Annotated in this window: 19 protein-coding genes, 2 pseudogenes and 2 riboswitches; of the genes and pseudogenes, 16 read left to right on the top strand and 5 right to left on the bottom strand. The window is 25.0% G+C overall.

The genetic code is table 11. The annotated features are described in order from the left end of the window. Window positions 1-356 precede the first annotated feature (356 nt). The gene (locus CSGHG_RS22445) at window positions 357-503 is read left to right on the top strand and encodes a hypothetical protein (protein WP_010292536.1); all 147 of its coding nucleotides are present in this window, start codon (window positions 357-359) and stop codon (window positions 501-503) included. Between the two features lie 67 nt (window positions 504-570). Here CSGHG_RS22445 and CSGHG_RS02905 read toward each other — a convergent pair whose 3' ends face one another. The 3 genes from CSGHG_RS02905 to CSGHG_RS02895 are packed head-to-tail and all read right to left on the bottom strand — an operon-like array spanning window position 571 to window position 3,092. Next, the gene (locus CSGHG_RS02905) at window positions 571-1,404 is read right to left on the bottom strand and encodes a MetQ/NlpA family ABC transporter substrate-binding protein (protein WP_010292534.1); all 834 of its coding nucleotides are present in this window, start codon (window positions 1,402-1,404) and stop codon (window positions 571-573) included. An 18-nt stretch (window positions 1,405-1,422) separates the two neighbouring features. Continuing rightward, window positions 1,423-2,028: a methionine ABC transporter permease gene (locus CSGHG_RS02900; RefSeq protein ID WP_081496265.1), complete on the bottom strand. Its 606-nt coding sequence runs from the start codon at window positions 2,026-2,028 to the stop codon at window positions 1,423-1,425. 29 nt (window positions 2,029-2,057) lie between these two features. Further along, complete coding sequence (locus CSGHG_RS02895) at window positions 2,058-3,092, bottom strand: methionine ABC transporter ATP-binding protein (protein WP_010292530.1); 1,035 nt, start codon at window positions 3,090-3,092, stop codon at window positions 2,058-2,060. Window positions 3,093-3,208: 116 nt separating this feature from the next. Beyond that, window positions 3,209-3,309: riboswitch (SAM riboswitch) on the bottom strand. A 67-nt stretch (window positions 3,310-3,376) separates the two neighbouring features. Next, a riboswitch (SAM riboswitch) is annotated at window positions 3,377-3,478 on the bottom strand. A gap of 128 nt (window positions 3,479-3,606) precedes the next feature. Between CSGHG_RS02895 and CSGHG_RS19710 the strand changes: the two genes are divergently transcribed. From CSGHG_RS19710 to CSGHG_RS02880, 3 genes are all read left to right on the top strand, one after another. Beyond that, window positions 3,607-4,401 carry a polysaccharide deacetylase family protein gene (locus tag CSGHG_RS19710; protein ID WP_081496218.1) on the top strand — a complete coding sequence of 265 codons (795 nt, stop codon included), beginning with the start codon at window positions 3,607-3,609 and terminating at the stop codon, window positions 4,399-4,401. Window positions 4,402-4,639: 238 nt separating this feature from the next. After that, entirely contained in the window at window positions 4,640-5,428 is a 789-nt protein-coding gene (locus CSGHG_RS02885; protein WP_010292524.1) for a YhfC family intramembrane metalloprotease, read from the top strand. 182 nt (window positions 5,429-5,610) lie between these two features. Further along, window positions 5,611-6,144, top strand: a complete 534-nt coding sequence (locus CSGHG_RS02880; RefSeq protein WP_010292522.1) for an isochorismatase family protein — start codon at window positions 5,611-5,613, stop codon at window positions 6,142-6,144. Window positions 6,145-6,216: 72 nt separating this feature from the next. On the opposite strand, the gene CSGHG_RS02875 is transcribed toward CSGHG_RS02880, so the two are convergent. Both CSGHG_RS02875 and CSGHG_RS23010 read right to left on the bottom strand, forming a co-directional pair. Further along, entirely contained in the window at window positions 6,217-6,402 is a 186-nt protein-coding gene (locus CSGHG_RS02875; protein ID WP_010292520.1) for a hypothetical protein, read from the bottom strand. Between the two features lie 160 nt (window positions 6,403-6,562). Then, entirely contained in the window at window positions 6,563-6,718 is a 156-nt protein-coding gene (locus tag CSGHG_RS23010) for a hypothetical protein (RefSeq protein ID WP_155844725.1), read from the bottom strand. Window positions 6,719-7,281: 563 nt separating this feature from the next. Here CSGHG_RS23010 and CSGHG_RS25005 point away from each other — a divergent pair. From CSGHG_RS25005 to CSGHG_RS24790, 12 genes and pseudogenes are all read left to right on the top strand, one after another. Beyond that, window positions 7,282-7,997, top strand: a pseudogene (locus tag CSGHG_RS25005) (metallophosphoesterase family protein). A gap of 273 nt (window positions 7,998-8,270) precedes the next feature. Then, window positions 8,271-9,071, top strand: coding sequence for a hypothetical protein (locus CSGHG_RS02855; RefSeq protein ID WP_010292511.1), 801 nt, complete (start codon window positions 8,271-8,273; stop codon window positions 9,069-9,071). A 20-nt stretch (window positions 9,072-9,091) separates the two neighbouring features. After that, window positions 9,092-10,210: an ATP-binding protein gene (locus CSGHG_RS02850; RefSeq protein WP_010292509.1), complete on the top strand. Its 1,119-nt coding sequence runs from the start codon at window positions 9,092-9,094 to the stop codon at window positions 10,208-10,210. A 9-nt stretch (window positions 10,211-10,219) separates the two neighbouring features. Continuing rightward, the gene (locus tag CSGHG_RS24810) at window positions 10,220-10,882 is read left to right on the top strand and encodes a DUF2201 family putative metallopeptidase (RefSeq protein WP_328284721.1); all 663 of its coding nucleotides are present in this window, start codon (window positions 10,220-10,222) and stop codon (window positions 10,880-10,882) included. Between the two features lie 77 nt (window positions 10,883-10,959). Beyond that, window positions 10,960-11,493, top strand: a complete 534-nt coding sequence (locus CSGHG_RS24805; protein WP_328284720.1) for a VWA-like domain-containing protein — start codon at window positions 10,960-10,962, stop codon at window positions 11,491-11,493. A gap of 390 nt (window positions 11,494-11,883) precedes the next feature. Then, window positions 11,884-12,357 (top strand): rhodanese-like domain-containing protein, encoded by a 474-nt coding sequence (locus CSGHG_RS23855; RefSeq protein ID WP_010292506.1) that lies wholly within the window; start codon window positions 11,884-11,886, stop codon window positions 12,355-12,357. Window positions 12,358-12,572: 215 nt separating this feature from the next. Next, entirely contained in the window at window positions 12,573-12,914 is a 342-nt protein-coding gene (locus CSGHG_RS23850; RefSeq protein ID WP_010292504.1) for a tRNA 2-selenouridine(34) synthase MnmH, read from the top strand. 528 nt (window positions 12,915-13,442) lie between these two features. Next, window positions 13,443-15,385: pseudogene (locus CSGHG_RS19690) on the top strand (DNA gyrase/topoisomerase IV subunit B). Window positions 15,386-15,397: 12 nt separating this feature from the next. Beyond that, window positions 15,398-18,307, top strand: a complete 2,910-nt coding sequence (locus CSGHG_RS02830; protein WP_010292498.1) for a DNA topoisomerase IV subunit A — start codon at window positions 15,398-15,400, stop codon at window positions 18,305-18,307. Window positions 18,308-18,385: 78 nt separating this feature from the next. Further along, on the top strand, window positions 18,386-18,883 hold the full coding sequence (locus tag CSGHG_RS24800; RefSeq protein WP_010292495.1) for a M16 family metallopeptidase: 498 nt from the start codon (window positions 18,386-18,388) through the stop codon (window positions 18,881-18,883). A 5-nt stretch (window positions 18,884-18,888) separates the two neighbouring features. Next, window positions 18,889-19,050 (top strand): insulinase family protein, encoded by a 162-nt coding sequence (locus CSGHG_RS24795; RefSeq protein ID WP_010292493.1) that lies wholly within the window; start codon window positions 18,889-18,891, stop codon window positions 19,048-19,050. Further along, on the top strand, window positions 19,047-19,352 hold the full coding sequence (locus tag CSGHG_RS24790; protein ID WP_328284728.1) for an insulinase family protein: 306 nt from the start codon (window positions 19,047-19,049) through the stop codon (window positions 19,350-19,352). Before CSGHG_RS24795 ends, CSGHG_RS24790 begins: the two co-directional genes overlap by 4 nt. Window positions 19,353-19,379: the final 27 nt, after the last annotated feature.

Here is a 19,379-nt window from a genome sequence, read left to right as displayed (position 1 = left end):
CATAATTCATAATTCTTAAGTAAATATATTTGCACTTATTTTTCTCAACTGATAACAAAAATTTATTCAATAACTTTAAAAAAATTTTATACAAAACATAGTGTTGAATTCTAAGTGATTCGGAGTATGTTTCACTATTTTAGGTATCTAAGTTTTGGAATGGATAATTTTAAAAGTCAACTTGAAAACCTATATTTAATGAAATTTATGTTTTAAATTAATTATAATATAAAATATTTTAAAAATAAAAAGATTAACTAAAACGAATAATCAGAATATATGTATAATTTTTTCTCCAATACTGATACTATTTATGAGATATATTTAAGATTTAACACATGAAAGGAGTGAATAATATGTCACATAAGAATAATAAGAACAGTAAAGATAATAAAAAAGCAGGTCAAAAAACTAAAAAAGAATTAGAAAAAATGAATATGGAAACATCAAATGAAGTAGGTGTTTCTAAGGAATCTAAAAAATTAGGAAAATCACTTAAATAGCTGAATATATTTTAAAAGGGTATGAATAAAATTCATACCCTTTTAAAATATATAAGAAAAATTATTATTAATTAGCAGGAAGAATAGCATTACCATATTTATCTTCTATAAAATGTTTTGTTTCATCACTTTTAAGAAAATCAACAAGCTCTTTAAGTGCATTATTGTTCTTGTTTTCAGAAGTGGTAGCTATAATATTAACGTATTCATTTATATCAGATATATCTTCTGAAAATAATGTAGACTTAGTATCAAGTCCAGCATCTAATGCATAGTTTCCATTTATAATTGCAATATCAACATCTTCTAGTATTCTTGGAAGTTGAGAAGCTTCTATAGATTTAATTTTAAAATTTTTCAAGTTATCTTTTATATCTTTTTCTGTTTGTATAGTTTTATTAGAATCTTTTAGTGTTATAAGTTTTTCCTTTTCTAAAAGTTTTAATGCTCTTGTACCGTTTGAACCATCATTAGGTATAGCTATAGTAGAACCTTCTTTTAAGTCGTTTAAATTAGCTATTTTTTTTGAATATGCAGATAAAGGTTCACCATGTATTTCACCAATTGAAATTAGATCAGTACCATTATTTTTATTAAAATCATCTAAATAAGGTTTATGTTGAAAGAAATTAGCATCTAATTCACCAGAATCTAGGGCTTTATTTGGTACAACATAGTCTGTGAATGTTTTAATTTCTAAGTTTATTCCTTTATCTTTTAATTTTGTTTTTGCAAATTCTAAAATTTCAGTATGGGGCACTGGAGAAGCTCCTATAACTATAGTGTTTTCATTAGAATTAGTTTCTTTTGAAGAATTTTTAGAATCACTATTAGGTGAACAAGCTGTAAAAATTATTAAAGATAAAGTTAATAAGATTATTGTAAAATAAGATTTTTTCATAAATAAATACCTCCTAAATTAAAAAACTTTTTTGTTTGATTTTTTACATAAGTAATTCCCAATACTTTGAATAAGTTGAACTACTATAATTAAAATTAAGATTGTTAATAAGACAATATTGTTGTTATATCTCATATAACCTTCTCGTATAGCATAATCACCAATACCTTCGCCACCAACTGCACCAGCCATAGCGGAATATCCTATAATATTTATTATTGTAAGAGTTATGCCAGATATAAGTGATGGAATTGCTTCACGGAGCATTACTTTAAAGATAATTTGCATATTTGTTGCTCCGCAAGATAATGCAGCTTCTATAACACCAAAAGGAATTTCTTTAAGAGAACTCTCTATAATTCTTGCCGCAAATGGAGCAGCTGCTATAGAAAGAGGAAGAATTGCCGCAGTAGTTCCAATGGTTGTTCCAACTATAAATTTAGAAATAGGAAATAATGCAACTATTAAAATTATAAAAGGAATTGACCTAAATATATTTATTATAGTATCTAAAAAAGAGTTTAACTTTAAGTTTTCGCATAAATGGTTCTTACTTGTTATTACTAAAATAATACCAATCGGAAAACCTATAATTAAAGAAAAAATAGTTGAGAAAAATACCATGTATAGTGTTTGTAGTAAAGCATAAATCATTAATTAAGAACCTCCCATCCTATATCATTATTAATTAAATAATTACGTATATCATCTAAATTTTCATTAGAAGCAATGTTTACAATAAGATGACCAATTTGAATATTTTGAACAATATCTATGTTCCCAGAGATAATATTTATATCCACATTAAATTTCCTTGAAATATGAGATATTGTAGATGTTGTTGTATTAGATCCTAAAAATGTAAGTTTAACTATAGAATGTGAATTCGTACAGCTATCTTTTATAGAACTAGGAATATTAATATTTTGATTTAAAAAATTTTTAGTTATATTAGAAGTTGGGTTTGCAAAAATATCAGTTACATAACCTTGTTCTACTATTTTTCCTTTATCTAATACAGCAACTTTATTACAAATAGTTTTAATAACATCCATTTCATGTGTTATTAAAATTATAGTTATATTAAATTTTTCATTTATAGATTTTAAAAGAGATAATATTGAATCTGTAGTACTAGGGTCTAAAGCAGAAGTGGCTTCATCACATAAAAGAACTTTAGGATCATTAGCTAATGCTCTTGCAATACCTACCCTTTGTTTTTGTCCACCAGATAGCTGAGAAGGATAAGAATCTTTCTTATCATAAAGGTCAACTAATTTTAAAAGTTCATTAACTTTTTTAGTTATATCACTATCAGACATCTTATTTATTCTTAAAGGAAAAGCAATATTTTCAAAAACAGTAGAATTCATAAGTAAATTAAAATTTTGAAAAATAACACCTATTTTTTTCCTTATAGAAATAAGCTCTTTATCAGATAAATCTAATATATTTATAAAATCATTTGTATTTTTAGAATCTAATATATTTTTAAAAAGGATTTCTCCTTTAGTAGGTTTTTCAAGTAAATTGATACATCTTAGAACTGAAGATTTACCTGCACCACTAGGACCAATAATTCCAAATATGTCGCCTTCGTTAATAGTTAAATTTAAATTTTCAAATCCAATAATCTCTTTTAAATTTTTAGATTTATATATTTTAGTTAAATTATTAATTTTTATCATATTTATTTTCACATCCTCAATGTAATTAGTTTCAAAACTATAAAAATAGCATACTGTATATATGTGCTAAAATTTAGCAATAAAAAAATCCCCTCCAAAAGATAAGAAGGGGATTTTTCTTATCTTTCGGTAAAAACCGCTGGAATTAGCACCTTGCCTAATGAAAGCTGGTTGCTGGGCATCATAGGGCCAGTCCCTCCGCCACTCTGGATAAGAGTATTTAAATTTACATATTTAATTTTAAAAACAAAAAAACCTCTTTAAAGATAAGAGGATAAATATAAATCTTATCTTTCGGCATAACACCGCTGGAATTAGCACCATGCTTTAAAAAGCTGGTTGCCGGACGTCATAGGGCCAGATCCCTCAATCACTCATAATAAGAAACCTATTAAATTTTAACTATATTTTATATTATATAGAAAACAATTAAAATGTCAACATTATTTTTACATTAATACATATAATTGAACATTCTTTAGCATATAAAAAATAATAATACTAATAATAATATATGAAATTAAAGAATTTGAAAAACATAGAAAGGAAGAATAAAAAATATGAAGAAAAAGAGTTTTTTTTATTTGTAATTATTATTAGCGTTGTTATTTTTACATCTATAAGTGTTTTTGCGATTTCAGATGATAGTGAATGTAAAGATAATAAAAAAATAGCATATTTAACTTTTGATGATGGACCAACAGAAACAACATTAGAAGTTTTAAAAATTTTAGATGAGGAAAATATTAAGGCTACATTTTTTGTTATAGGGAAATTAGTGGAGGAAAATCCTAATATCTTAAAAGAAATCAAAGAAAAAAATCATAGTATATGTGCTCATACATATACTCATAACAATAATAATTATAACAGTGCTGATGTTTATTTTAATGATTATGAAAAAGTAAAAAATGTTTTAAATAAAAATTTGGATAAAAAAAATTTTGAGTTCATGAGAATGCCTGGTGGGTCAAGTACAGGAATACCACAAAAATTAACATTAAAACAAATTAGAGATGGTTTGGTTAATAGAAAATTAGATTATGTAGATTGGAATGTGTCTATTGAAGACGCAATGGGAATAAACATTCCGGTAGATCAATTAATATCAAACTATTTTAAAGCTATGAATAGCAAAAATATTGACAAATCAAGAATAATAATTCTGATGCACGATGGTGCTTCAAATAAAACCACTCCAAAAGCATTAGGAACAATTATTAAATCTTTAAAAGAGCAAGGGTATGAATTTAAATCTTTAGATATGATAGATGAAAAAGAACGTGAAATTCTTATAGAAAAAAATTAATAAATAGATATAATTAATTATTAAAAATATAGAACTACACTAATTATATACAAAAAAATGTTGTTTTTTTATCAATAAGTTACTTTATAATTAAATTGTAACAAATCTATGATACTATGTATAATAAACAAAAAACTAAATAAAATTTTAGAAAAAAAATAACTTCATTAAATTTTTAAAATATAATTGTATCACAATATTAAATGCTTTAATTATAATAACTTAAGGAGATGATTCAGTGGTAAGTGGAAGTTCTATATTTTTTATGATAATTACAATTGTATTAAGTACTATTGTGCCAATAGCACTTATAGTATTTTTAAAAAAGAAATATAATATATCATTAAAATATGTAATAGTAGGGGCAATTGCTTTTTTATTGGCAGTTAAATTATTAGAAGGATCTATACATCAATATGTTTTATATAATAATGAAAAAACTGCTACATTTTTAAGACAACCAATGGCATATATGCTTTACGGTGGTCTTATGGCTGGAATATTTGAAGAAAGTGCGAGGTTTATATGCTTTAAGTGGATTTTAAAAAAAGATAGAAGTTTTGAAAATGGGCTAGCCTATGGATTGGGACATGGAGGAATAGAGGCATTTTTAATAACTGGAGGTATGTATATAAATAATCTCATAACAGCAGTTCAGATAAATACAGGTAATTTTGAAAATTTATTAGATAAGGTGGATACTAATACAGCACAAACATTAATGTATATAAAAGAACAAATGATTCAAATGCCATCCTATACGTGGATTATAGCAGGAATAGAAAGATCTAGCTCACTTATAATTCAATTAGGATTATCGCTTTTAGTTTTGTATGCAGTAAAAGAAGAAAAGATAAAGTATTTATTCTTAGCTATAATATGTCATGCAGTTATAAATTTTCCAGTTGCATTATATCAAGTTAATGCTATAGAGAATATAATATTCTTAGAAGAATATTTAGTAATAGTTGCTATAATAATTTTATTTATAATAATAAAAACTAGAAAAAAATTAAAAAAAGTATAATTAAATTAAAAAATAAAGGCAATATTATATAAAAACACAAAATAAGTTCTTGTAATGATTTTATTTTAACTTATAATATTAAAGAGATAGAAAATAATAAATAATCATATGAAAAGTAGATTGATTGTTTTCATCAATTTATTTAGTTAAATGTTTAAAGGAAATTATGAGGTGAATATAATATGAGAGCATTAATAGTAGTAGATATGCAAAAACATATTTTAAGTCAAAAAAATTTTAAGGAAGAAAAAGAAAAAATAAAGGAAATTATAAATATATGTAAGGCTAAAGGTGATAAAATAATATTTACAAAACATGAAGACCAAGATGATGAAAGTCCATTTAATAAAAATTGCGACAGAGGAAATATACATGAAGAATTTGTAGACTACTATGATGAATTAGTAATTAAAACTACACCAAGTGCATTTTTTAAAACAAATTTAGAAGAAATATTAAAGAAAAATAATATAAATGAAGTTATAATTGTAGGTTTTAATACAGAATTCTGTTGTATGTTTACGGCAATAGCAGCTTTTGATAGAGGGTATATAGTTACTTTTATAGAAGATGCTACAGGAACTGTTAATAGTTCTGAAACTTATGATATGGAAGATTTAGATATAAAAGATTTAGTTGGATCGGTGTTAAACTGGTCTGGAAAAATAGATGTTTTGTATTTAAATGAATTTTTAGAATTAGAAAATGTAAAATAAATAAAACAGTGTATGTTAAAATAATTTTAATCATACACTGTTTTTTATATAAAATAATACACACTTGCAAAATTAACAATTCAATGAAGCAAATACTAAAATATCGAAGAAATTATCATTGTTAAAATAGGACATTTTCTTTATCCCTTCTAAGTTGAAATTTAAATCTTCTAATATTTCTTTTGCTAATAGATTAGAACTACAAATATTACATTCTAATCTAATACAACCTTGTTTAAAAAGTTCTGTTCTAAACAAAATTAAAGCTTCTTTTATAAGTTTAGAATTATTATCAGTTATTACAAAATCTATATCAGCAATTTTCCCATTATTAAAAAATTTACTGTGTATATAACCTATATGGCTACTTGTTTCTTTTAATGTTATAAGTAAATATATCTCATCATCTTTAGAAATACTATTTTTTTATCTTTTCTTTTTGAGCATTTCTTGATACTTCAGCATAATTTAAAATAAAATTCTTATTTTTTTCTCTAAGTGCATAAATAAAATCTGAGTCCTTAAGTATTAATGGTCTTAAATACAATTTATCATTTTCACAAAACATATACATAAATTTAGCCCTCCAATGTATAGCAATTAATATGAGTAAATTAATAATTTAGTCCACAGCGTATAAGTCATAAGTCTCAAAAATATATTAAATTTTAAATACAAATAGATAAAATCATATCTATTTAATTCCATAGGAACATTTTAGCATTAAATTCAAAATATTGAAACTATCATGTTAAATGTTAAAAGAAATTTAATTAATATAGGGATACAATCTAAAATTTATACATCAAATTTTTTATCAGTTAAGAAAAATAATAACTATCAGTAAAATATTAATTTGAAATTTTCTTGTTTGATAAATAAGTTTAAAATTTAACTTGGAACCTTAGATTAGTTTGAAGATTAAAGTTTAATATTAGAGAAATTATATGGTATATTTTTAAATATATATGGATAAAATAGTATAATGAATAAAATGTTAATTGCATATAAAAATTGTTAAAAATAGTAAAAATAATTGTTTAAAAAATTTTAAGTGATATAATATATACAAATAACTATTTGGAAAATTTAGAAAATTAAGTATTATTTCAATGAAACAGCAAAGGAGAGTAGTCTATGGGGAAGGAAAAAGTATTAGTTATTGCTGATATTCATAGTAATATGGAAGCTTTCAATGTTTTTTTACAGTATGCAGAAAAAGAAAATGTAGATAAAATTTTGAATTTAGGTGACTTTATACAGGAAGGACCTAATCCTTTAGAAGTTTTTGATATTGTTATGAATGATAAGAGATTTATAAATATTTTAGGAAATACTGATTATTCAATAGTTACTAATTGTTGTGAAGAGTTTACTGACGGTGAAAAGGAACATCAAAAGTGGAATGTTAAGCTTTTAGGTGAAGAAAGGATTAACAAATTAAAAACTGTTCCTACAGAAAGAATAATAGAAATAAAGGGAAAAAAATTCTTATGGTTCATTCAAGGATAGATAGTATGAATGAATTACCGCTTCTTTATCAGGAAGTAACTTTGGATAAATTTACGGAAGATTATGGAGATGTTTGTGATTATGTTTTAATTGGGCATAGTCATTGCCAAACACTTATTAAATATTGGACAGGAAAACCTATAATAAATCCAGGATCTATAGGATGCTCTAGAGATGGTGGTCATGTAAGCTTTGCAGTTATGGAATTTAGTGATGATGGAACTGTAGACATTTCTTTTAAAAGTATAAAATATAATATAGACAAAACTATAATGGGATTTTTTAATGAGAATGTTCCAGATAAAGATAATATATTAAAATTATTTTATAATTTAGGATAACTTTAATATATCTAAAAAGAAAATAAATAATTTAGAAATGTAAAGGTTAGCATAAATATATTCTATTAATGTACTTTATTTATTATATATAAGAATATAATAACATTAGTCAAAATTTAAAAAGTGTACTTGTGATATACACTTTTAAAGTTTTGACTTTTATTTTTGTGTGAAAATATAATTTGAACAAATAGGAAAAAAATATATAATTATAATATAACGGATAATTATTATTAATAAGTAATGGTTAAGAAAAAATATAGAGGTATTTGTATGAATGAAGAAAAAATTTTAAGATTAATAGAAGAAAATCCTATAATAATAAAAAATATAAGTAATCCTACAGATAATATGAAAAATACAGCAATAAATAAAAATGGATTAATGATAAAATATATAAAAAATCCAAGTGAAGAAATGAAAAGAAATGCAGTAACAAATAATGTATGGGCAATTGAATTTATTGATAATCCTAATGAAGAGATACAAAAAGTTGTAGTTGAAAATTCGTGGAATACATTAAAATTTATAAAGAATCCAAGTGAAAAAATAGTGAAATTGGGAATCTTGCAAAAAGGATGGGCTATACAATATTGTGAAAATCCAAGTGAAGAACTACAAATTTTAGCTATAGAAAAAGATTATGATTCTATAAAATATATAAAAAATCCAAGTGAAAAAATTCAAAAGTTAGCAATTGAAAAAGATTATCATGCATTAAGATATATTGAAAATGCAAAGGAAAGTATTGAAAGATTGGCAGTTAAAATTAATGAAGCATCAGTGCCATTAGTTAAAGAATTGAATTATGAAAAAAAAGTATCTTTTTTAAAGGAAAATATATTAGCTATAAAATATTTTAAAGATCATATTGAGATTGAAAAAATGGAGGAGATATTAAAAGAGGTTTTTTCCAATGAAGATGTAGATGATAAATATGTTAGAGATTTTTTGAATTGTAAGTCAATTGGTATAAATCAAAATAACATATCGATGGATAAAATTATGTTTATATACAGATTCGGTAGTGCAAAGTGTAAAAGAATTGCAGTAGATGAAAAATTAAAATATTAAAGATAAGGAAGAGTTGAAAGATGAATTTTGAAGATACATTATTAGCAGCGGAATTAATTATTGAAACTAGTGAAGTTCCATTAATAGTTGGAGAAAGTGGTATAGGAAAAACTGCTTTAGCAAAAGAGTTAGCTAAAAAAAATGATTGGAATATATTTGTTATTGATGGTAATTTGTTAAAAGAAGGAGAAATTGGGGGACTACCTACAGTTGATGAATACAAATACTTAGATGAGAATAAATTAGAACATACTGAAAAAAGAACAGTTTATGCAGTTCATACTAAGTTGCAGCAAATTCAAGAAGCTATAAATAATGGAAAGGAAGTATTGCTTTTTATAGATGAAATTAATCGTTGTGAACATACTGTTCAACAAGAACTTATGAACCTAATTTTGAATAAAGAAATAAACGGATATAATTTACATGAATCGGTGAAATTATTAGCAGCCATGAATCCTTCAAGTAAGTATGAAGATGATTTTGATTATCAGGTTATAGATATGGATCCGGCTCAAGAAAATAGATTTGTATGGCTTGAAATGGAAAGCAATGTTGAAAGTTGGATTAAATGGGCAATAAGTAATAGGTTAGATGAAAAAGTTATAGAATTTATATCTACATTTCCTGAATATTTGCATAGTAGTAAAAATGATGAAAGAATAAAAGCAACACCAAGAAGTTTTGAAAGGGTATCTAAAAGTTATAAGTTATATAAAGAAAAAAGTGATAAAATATCTAGAAAAGTATTTTTTAATATATTGAAAGGCAATGTTGGAAGTGAAATTGCTCAAGAGTTTATGGCTTTTATAGAAAGTAGCACATTACCATTAATTACTTATAAAGAAGTATTTGATGAGGAAAGTTTATCAGAAGATGTAATTTTAAGAATAAAAAATGAAAGTCATACAAGGTTGTATTTAACTATAAAAAACATATTAATTTTTATGGAAAGCAATGAAATATCTTTTAAAAAAATAGAGCGTTTAGTAGAATTTATAGGATATTATCCCGTTGATTTAAAAATTGGAATTATGAAGGAGATAAAGGGACAATATAAACGTATTTATAAAGAATGTTTAAAAAATGATAATTTTGTAGAAGGATATTTTAAGACGTATAGTAGTATAAATGGATAGGTGAGGGTTATGAGAAGTTTTTACAAAATAAAAGAAGAATTATACAATGAAATATCTAACATTCAATATATAAAGGACGTAAATGATGATTTTGAAGATAGATTTTTTAAATTAATAGATAAAATTAATTTTTTGTTAATAGATGATAGTGAAAATTTTTATGGGTATTTTTTATTGAAAATGAATAGAAAAATAAAATATGATATTACATCACCTACGGCTATAACCTTAAATGTTTCTGGATATACTATATACTTTAATCCAATATTATTTTTAGTATTAGATTTAAATCAGATGAAAACTTCCATTAAACATGAAATTATACATATAATATCGCTACATTTAATAAGAGGTAAAGAATTAAAAAAGAATTTTAGTACATTGGCTATAAATATGGCTATGGATATAGTTGTGAATCAGTATCTAGATTATTTACCACCATATGCAACAACTATTGAGTGGGTAAATTTAAAGTATAATTTAGATTTAAAACCTTATAGTAGTATGGAAGAATATATTTTAGAAATTCAAAGAAAATTAGATTTATTAGATGATAATAAAGATGGTGATGAAGATGATACAAAAATAAATAATGAAATAGAAAAAAATATGATGTTGCTAGAACACATGAAAGTTGGGAAAAAAGCGATTTTTATGATGAAGATATTATAAAAAACATCACAAAAAAGATTGTTAGTGACTCTAAAAAGAATAATGTTGATTTTTATGTAGAAAATATACTATCAGATTTGAACTCTAATAGTAATAAAATTTCATGGAATTTATATTTAAAAAAGCTTATGGGAACCTTAGAAAAGGGTCGAAAAAAGACAATAATGAGAAGAAATAGAAGACAACCTAATAGATTAGATTTAAGAGGAGAAATTTCTAATCATATTGCTAAAATTGTAGTAGCTATAGATATAAGTGGAAGTATAAGTGATGAGGAATTTAATGTAGCAATAAATGAAGTGATAAATATTGTTAAAAATTATAAATATGAAATTAAAATAATAGAATGTGACACTAAAATTAGAAGGATATATAAAGCTAAAAATTCAAAAGATATAAAGGCTAGATTAAACACTAGAGGTGGCACTAGGTTTTCACCAGTATTTAAATATGTAAATAATACAGATACAAATGTATTAATATATTTTACAGATGGAAAAGGAGAAGTAGAATTAGAAGTTAAGCCAGGAAAATACAAAACACTTTGGATTATATCAGGAAAAGCCAATGAAGTATCACTTAGAAATAAATTTGGAGTAATAAAAAACTAAAAGATGTGAAAAGTAAGGAAGATACTATAGATATGATGGATGTAAGAAGTGATGGCTGGTCAATGAACAATCAACAACCTATATTATAATAAAATTATATTTTAAAGAGCAAAATAAATTAATAAAGTAAGGTGTTTTAGAAGTTAATATGATAATTTTAAAAAGACACCTTTTTTTATTTTGTTTAATAAATTTAAAAAAACAATAATAATTATTTAAAATTTAAATTAAGCTTATGTTGACATTGGTACATTGAAACTATTAAAATATAACTTTGAGTAGAAATGTTAACAATTTATAATTCACAAGGCATAAAAAAATATATATTTTAAAATAAATATTTATTATTTGTGGACTGTGAATTGTGAATTGAAGATTTGGAGGTTTATTATGTTTCAGACCACAGAGTATAAAGAACTAAAAGGAGATTATGTTTTAGTAGATGTTAGGAGTCCACTAGAATATAAAGAAAACACTATTCCAGGTGCTGTAAACATACCACTTTTTAATGATGAGGAACGAGCTTTAGTAGGAACTATATACAAACAGGAATCTACAGAAAAAGCCAAAAAAATTGGTATGGAAATAGTATCAAAAAAATTACCATCAATATATGATGAATTTTTAAAGTTAGAAAAAAAACATAAAAAAATAGTACTTTTTTGTGCTAGAGGTGGAATGAGAAGTGGATCTTTAGTTGCATTATTATCATCACTGGGGATGAGAGTTGAAAAGATTAAAGGTGGATATAAAAGTTATAGAGGTTATGTTTTAGAAGAATTACCAAAGTTAAATGAACAAGTTAAGTATATAGTTCTTCATGGTAATACAGGGGTAGGAAAAACGGAAATATTAAAAAACTAAAATCTGATGGATATGATATATTAGATTTAGAAGGATTTGCTAACCATCGTGGTTCTATTTTAGGATCTGTAGGGCTTGGTGATGTTAATTCACAGAAAAAATTTGAAAGTTTAATTTTAGATGAACTTAAACATAGGAATAGTGACTTTGTTTTTATAGAAGCTGAAAGCAAAAGAATAGGTAGAGTAATTATTCCAGAGTACATACATGAATCAATGAAAAAAGGAATACATATATTTGTAGATGCAGATTTAGATTTTAGGTGTAATTTAATAGTTAAAGAATATACTAAATGTAAAACATCAAATGAAGAAATCTGTGATTCAATAATTAAAATAAAGAAGATTTTAAGTAAAGAATGCTTAGAAGAATTTTGTAAAAAAGTCATGGAAAATGATTATGAAGAAGTAGTAAAAGAACTTATGGTTAAGTACTATGATCCAATGTATATGCATAGTGCTAATCAATATGATTATAATTTGAAAATTTTCGTTTCTAACATAGAAAAAGCGGCTAAAGAATTAGAGTGTTTTGTAGATAATCATTTAAAAAAGTAAGTAGCTTATCTTTATATACATATTTAGAGTATTAAGAAATTCACAAAATTTATAATTTGATTCAAATAACAATTATTAAAAATGGCAATTGGTAATTATTAAAATTAATATTATACTTAATTTAAAAGCAATGTAAAAACAGAATGTTACTATTGATTTTTATATTGTTTTTGTAAAGTTAAGATAAATATTAGAGATTACTAGTTGTCTATTTTAAATTAATCTAAATTACACAATATATAAAATTTTGTATTTTAATAAAAATAGGTTATAATATATTCCTTGATGTATTTAAAATGGATTTTATAAAAAATACAAATTTTTTCTATAAATATTAAAGTTTTTATTTAATATTTAAACAAGGAGAATGTAAATATTTAGATACTTATTCAAGTGAAATTTATTTATATAAAGGTTTATTTACATTTATAAGATAATAAGAATTAAAGATATATAAGAGTTTAAATATAAATTTAGAACTCTTTAATTTTGAAAATAAATTTAAATAATTAACATAGGAGGCTTAAAATGAAGGAAGTTAATAGTTATGAAGTTACGGATTTGACCTCTTTGGAAAAATTAGAGCCTGTAAGAGTAAGACCAGGTATGTATATTGGTTCTACAGGAACTAAAGGATTACACCATTGTATTTGGGAAATATTAGATAATGCTATAGATGAAGTTGCTAATGGATATGGTGATAGAGCAGAAGTTATATTAAATAAGGATAAAAGTGTAACAATTATAGATAATGGTAGAGGGATTCCTACTGGTATACATCCTTTAAAGAAAAAATCAGGAGTAGAAATGGTTTATACTGAGCTTCATACTGGAGGAAAGTTTAATAATTCTAATTATAAAACGTCTGGTGGATTACATGGAGTTGGTGCAGCTGTTGTTAATGCATTATCTTCATGGCTTCAAGTAGAGGTAATGCAAAAAGGTAAGATTTTTAGACAAAGATTTGAGTATGCATATGATAAGCAATTAAAAAGAAAAATGCCAGGCACACCTGTTACTGCTTTGGAAGCAATAGGTAATACAAAACAAACAGGAACGAAAATAACTTTTTTAGTAGATAAAGAAATATTTGGGAATGTAGACTATAAGTTTGATATTATAGATGAAAGGTTACAAGAGTTAGCTTTTCAAAACAAAGGAATAACTTTAGTTTTAAGGGATGAACGAAAAGAAGAGGCAGTAGAAAAAGTTTATCATTCGGAAAGAGGACTTTTAGATTTTATAGAGTATTTAAATGAAAGTAAAACACCATTGCATAAAGATCCTATAATTTTTAGCGGAGAAAAACAAATAAATGGATTAAATTTAGAAGGTGAAGTTTGTATACAGTTTACAGATTCAACAACAGAGTACATAGCAAGTTATGTAAATAATATTCCAACTACTGAAGCTGGAACCCATGAAACAGGATTTAAGACCGGTATGACGAGAATATTCAAAGAATGGTGCAAAAAACTTAATCTTCTCAAGGAAAAAGATAAAGAGTTTGAAGGTGATGATTTAAGGGAAGGTATGACTGCAATTGTTAAAATAAAAGTTAGTAACCCTATATTTGAAGGTCAGACTAAAACTAAGCTTGGTAATGCTGAAGCTTATTCTATGATGAATGAACTTTGTTATAATAAAATTGGAGAGTGGATTGAAGATAATAAAGAAGTTGCTACAAGTATAATGAATAATGCTATACTTGCATCACAACGTAGAGAAAAAATAAAAAAATAAATGATGCAGAAAAGAAAAAAATAGGAAATGGAACTTCTCCTTTAGCAGGAAAAGTAGCAGTATGCACATTAAAAGATAATAGTTTTACTGAGTTTATAGTTGTTGAAGGTGATTCAGCAGGAGGAAGTGCAAAACAAGCAAGAGATAGAAGATTTCAAAGTATAATGCCTTCAAAAGGTAAAATAATGAACACAGAAAAACAAAAATTAGAAAATGTTATTGCTAGTGAAGAACTAAAAATATTTAATACAGCTATTGGAACTGGAATTTTAGATAGCTATAAGGAAGAAAATCTTAAGTATGATAAAATAATAATATTAAGTGATGCTGATGTGGATGGTTATCATATTAGAACACTATGGATGACATATATTTATAGGTATATGAGACAATTAATTCAAAATGGACATCTTTATATAGCACTTCCACCTTTATATAAGGTTTATAAAAATGTTAAAAATAAAGAACAAAGCATTTATGTTTATAATGATGAAGAATTAGAAGAAGCTAAGAAAAAAATTGGCAAAGGTGCATTAATTCAAAGATACAAAGGTCTTGGAGAGATGAATCCAGATCAATTATGGAATACAACACTAAATCCAGAAACAAGAACACTTCAAAGGGTTACAATAGAAGATGCAGCAAAAGCTGAAAAAATGATTTCACTTTTAATGGGTGATGTTGTTGAACCAAGAAAAAATTATATGTATAAGTATGCAGAGTTTTAGGAGGGAGAATTTATGGCGAAAAAAATAAATAAAGAAATACCAAAAGATAACAATATTTTAAATACACCAATAGATGAAGCTATGCCAGAGAATTATCTTCCTTATGCAGTTGAGGTTGCAAAAGATAGAGCACTTCCAGATGTTAGAGATGGATTAAAGCCAGTTCATAGAAGGATTCTTTATGGTGCATATATGTTAAAGGCATATCCGGATAAGCCGTATTATAAGTCAGCTAGAATTGTTGGAGATATATTAGGTAAATATCATCCACATGGAGATACTTCTGTGTATGATGCAATGGTAATATTAGCTCAGGACTTTTCAACAAGAATGCCACTTATAGATGGTCATGGAAACTGGGGAAGTATAGATGGAGATAGTGCAGCAGCTATGCGTTATACTGAAGCAAGACTTTCTAATATTGCAATGGAAATGTTAAGAGATATAGAAAAAGATGTAGTAGACATGGATTTAAACTATTCTGATACAGAAAAGGAACCCACAGTATTGCCTGCTAGATACCCTAATTTATTAGTAAATGGAGTTTTTGGTATAGCTGTAGGACTTGCTACCAATATACCACCACATAATTTAGGTGAGGTAATAGATGGGGCACTTGCTTATGCTGAAAATAGTGAAATAACTACAAAAGAACTAATGAATTATATAAAAGGACCAGACCTTCCAACAGGTGGAACGCTTATAGGAAAAAATGCTATATTGGCTGCATATGAAACTGGAGAAGGAAAGGTTACATTAAGGGCGAAAACACATATAGAAGAACTAGAAAATAATAGATTAGCCATAGTTATAACTGAATTTCCATATAGAAAAAATAAAGCTAAAATACTTCAAAACATATCAGATATGACCGGAGATAAAAAACATTCAAAAGCATTAGATATAATTTCAGATATAAGAGATGAATCAGATAGAAATGGAATTAGAGCTGTTATAGAATTTAAAAAAAGTGCAACAAAAGAGCTTGTAAATAAAGTTCAAAAGTATTTGTTTAAAAAAACAGAGCTCCAATGTAATATATCATTTAATATGGTAGCTATTGCAAATGGAAAGCCTGAAACATTAGGATTGAAATCTATAATATCTCATTATATAAATCATCAAAAAGATGTTGTAATAAGAAGGACAAAAAAGGATCTTGAAAGAGCAGAAAAGAGATTTCATATAGTAGAAGGTTTTATAAAAGCTATAGATATTATGGATGATGTTATTAAGGTAATAAGAGGATCTAAATCTAAAAAAGATGCATCTATAAATTTAATAAATAACTTTGCCTTTACGCAAATACAATCAGAAGCTATTTTAGAGCTTATGCTATATAGACTTACAGGGCTTGAGATTAAAACTTTTGAAAAAGAATATAAAGAGCTTGAAAGTTTTATGAGAAAGTTAAGAAAGATATTAAATGATGAAAAAGAACTTATAAAGGTTATAAAAAAAGAACTTTTAGAAATAAAAGATAAGTATAATGATGATAGAAGAACTATTATTGTTGAAAATGATGAAGAAGCTAAAATCGAAGTAGAAGAGTTAATAATTGAAGAAGATGTTGTAATAACACTTTCTAATGAAGGATTTGTAAAAAGAATTGCTCAAAAATCATTTATTAGAACTTCACAGGATATAAATGATATAGAGCATAGAGAAGGAGATTTTAATAAATTTCTGATACATGGTAATACAAAAGATACTCTTGTGATGTTTACTAATTTAGGAAATATGTATCAAGTAAAGATAAATAATATACCAGAATTTAAATGGAAAGAAAAAGGCGAAAAAATTGAAAGTATTATAAAAACATTAAATTTAGATAATGAACAAATAATTAATGCTTTTGTAATAGATGCTTTTGAAAAATCTTTAGATGTAATGTTTATAACATCTAAAGGAATCTTGAAAAAGACAGAACTTAGTAAATTTAATACTAATTACTCTAAGCTTTTAGCTATAAAACTTAGGCAGGATGAAAAGTTAATAAACGTGTCAATAGTAAAAAAAGATAGAGAAGAGCAGTTTATAAAAATAGAAAGTAAAAATGGATTAGTATTTACTGTAGAGGAGCCTAATTTAGAATGTACAGATAAAAATGTATTAGGAAGTGAGATATTTACTTTGTCTAATAATGATGAGGGAATAAATGCTGAATATACCAGCGAATTTTATTTTAAAGAATTTTATCTAAGTATTAATTCTAAAAATTTACTACGAGTATCTCAAAGAGCTACACAAGAAGATGTATGTATTTTAACAAACAGTATGGAAGAAATATTAGTTTTCACTGAAGGCGGAATTGTATATAAATTAAAGGGATACATGCTTCATAATGTAGGTAATAAAAAAGGAAGTTCATTGAAAGAATTTGTAGAGGAGTATAATCCTAAAGATACTATAATATCGATCTACTCTTTTAATAAATATAATGATGACTTAAGTTTCTACTTTATAACGCAAAATGGATTAATAAAAAGAACGAACACTACAGAGTTTAGTGGAAGCTATATAGATACAATAGCATGTAAATTAAGAGGTGCGGATAAGGTTATAAAAGTTGTAGAAGATAAAGGTGAAAATGATATTATAGTTATTACTAAGAATGCAATGGCTATAAGATTTGCATTAGAAAGTATAAATCCTATGGGGAAAAATGCTAGCGGTGTAACTGCTATTAGTTTAAAAGATGATGATATAGTTAGTTATGCTAAAATAGTAGATGCAAATGAAGAGATTATTAATGATGAAGTTTGTGTAGATAAATTAAATAGTAGTTTAATTCTTACTACTGTAAGTGGAAACAGTAAAAAGATATCTATAAATGAGATAATACCTCAAAATAGAGCTGGAAGAGGTAGAAGTATAATGCAGTTACTAGATGATGAAATTGCAGAAGTAAATATAGAATAAAAAATAATAACTAGCTAATATAGAGCTTAAAAGTCTATTTGGCTAGTTATTTTTAAAATTTATAAATAGGGGTAAGATATGGAAAAAATAGTTTTAGATAATGGATTAAAATTGATTTATACTAATACAAAAACAGATATTACATCCTTCACTATAGCAATAGATGGTGGAGCCATAAAGGAAAGAGAAGATGAAATAGGGCTTAGTCATATAGTAGAGCATATGGTATTTAAAGGAACACAAAGTAGAAGTGAAATAGATATAAACAAAGAGTGTGATAAAATTTTTGGATTTCATAATGCTATGACAAATTATCCTTATGTAGTATATTATGGAACATCTTTATCAGAAGACTTTGAACGTGGATTAGAGCTTTATAGTGATATAATTTTAAATCCAACATTTGAAGAAAAATATTTTAAAGAAGAAATTTCAGTTATATGTGAAGAACTTAAAGAATGGAGTGATGATGTATCACAACATTGTGAAGATAAAGTTTTATATAATGGATTTTCTAAAAGAAGAATTAAAGATTTAATTATAGGAAATGAAAGTTTAATAAAAAATATACTATAGAAGATGTGAAAAAATATTATAATAAGTATTATCATATTAATAATATGGTTATATCAGTAGTTTCATCTATATCCTTTGAAGAAGTGATAAAGATAGTTGAAAACTATTTTAAAAATGGCTATATTAAAGAAAAAGAAAAAGAAAGCATCCTTTATGAAAAAACATAAATAATATTTTTTATGAATATAAAGAAGGAATAAATTCTAGTAAAATACAGTATATCTTTTCTATCGATGAGTTAAGTGATAGAGAAATAACCATTTTGAGAATTTTTAATAGTTATTTTGGAGAGGGAACTAGCTCAGTTTTGTATGATGAAATAAGAACTAAAAGAGGGCTAGTATATGATATAAAAGGTTTTTTGAAAAATGAATCAGGAATAAAATTATATTCAATAAGTTTAGGAACATCTAAGGAAAATATAGAATTAGCAATGAAATTAATAGATGATAACATAAAAAAACTGTAAATTTAAAAAATATATTTACAGAGGAAA

Source organism: Clostridium senegalense JC122 (genome assembly GCF_000285575.1).
Taxonomy (GTDB): domain Bacteria; phylum Bacillota; class Clostridia; order Clostridiales; family Clostridiaceae; genus Clostridium_J; species Clostridium_J senegalense.
This window is presented reverse-complemented; position numbering and strand designations above follow the sequence as displayed.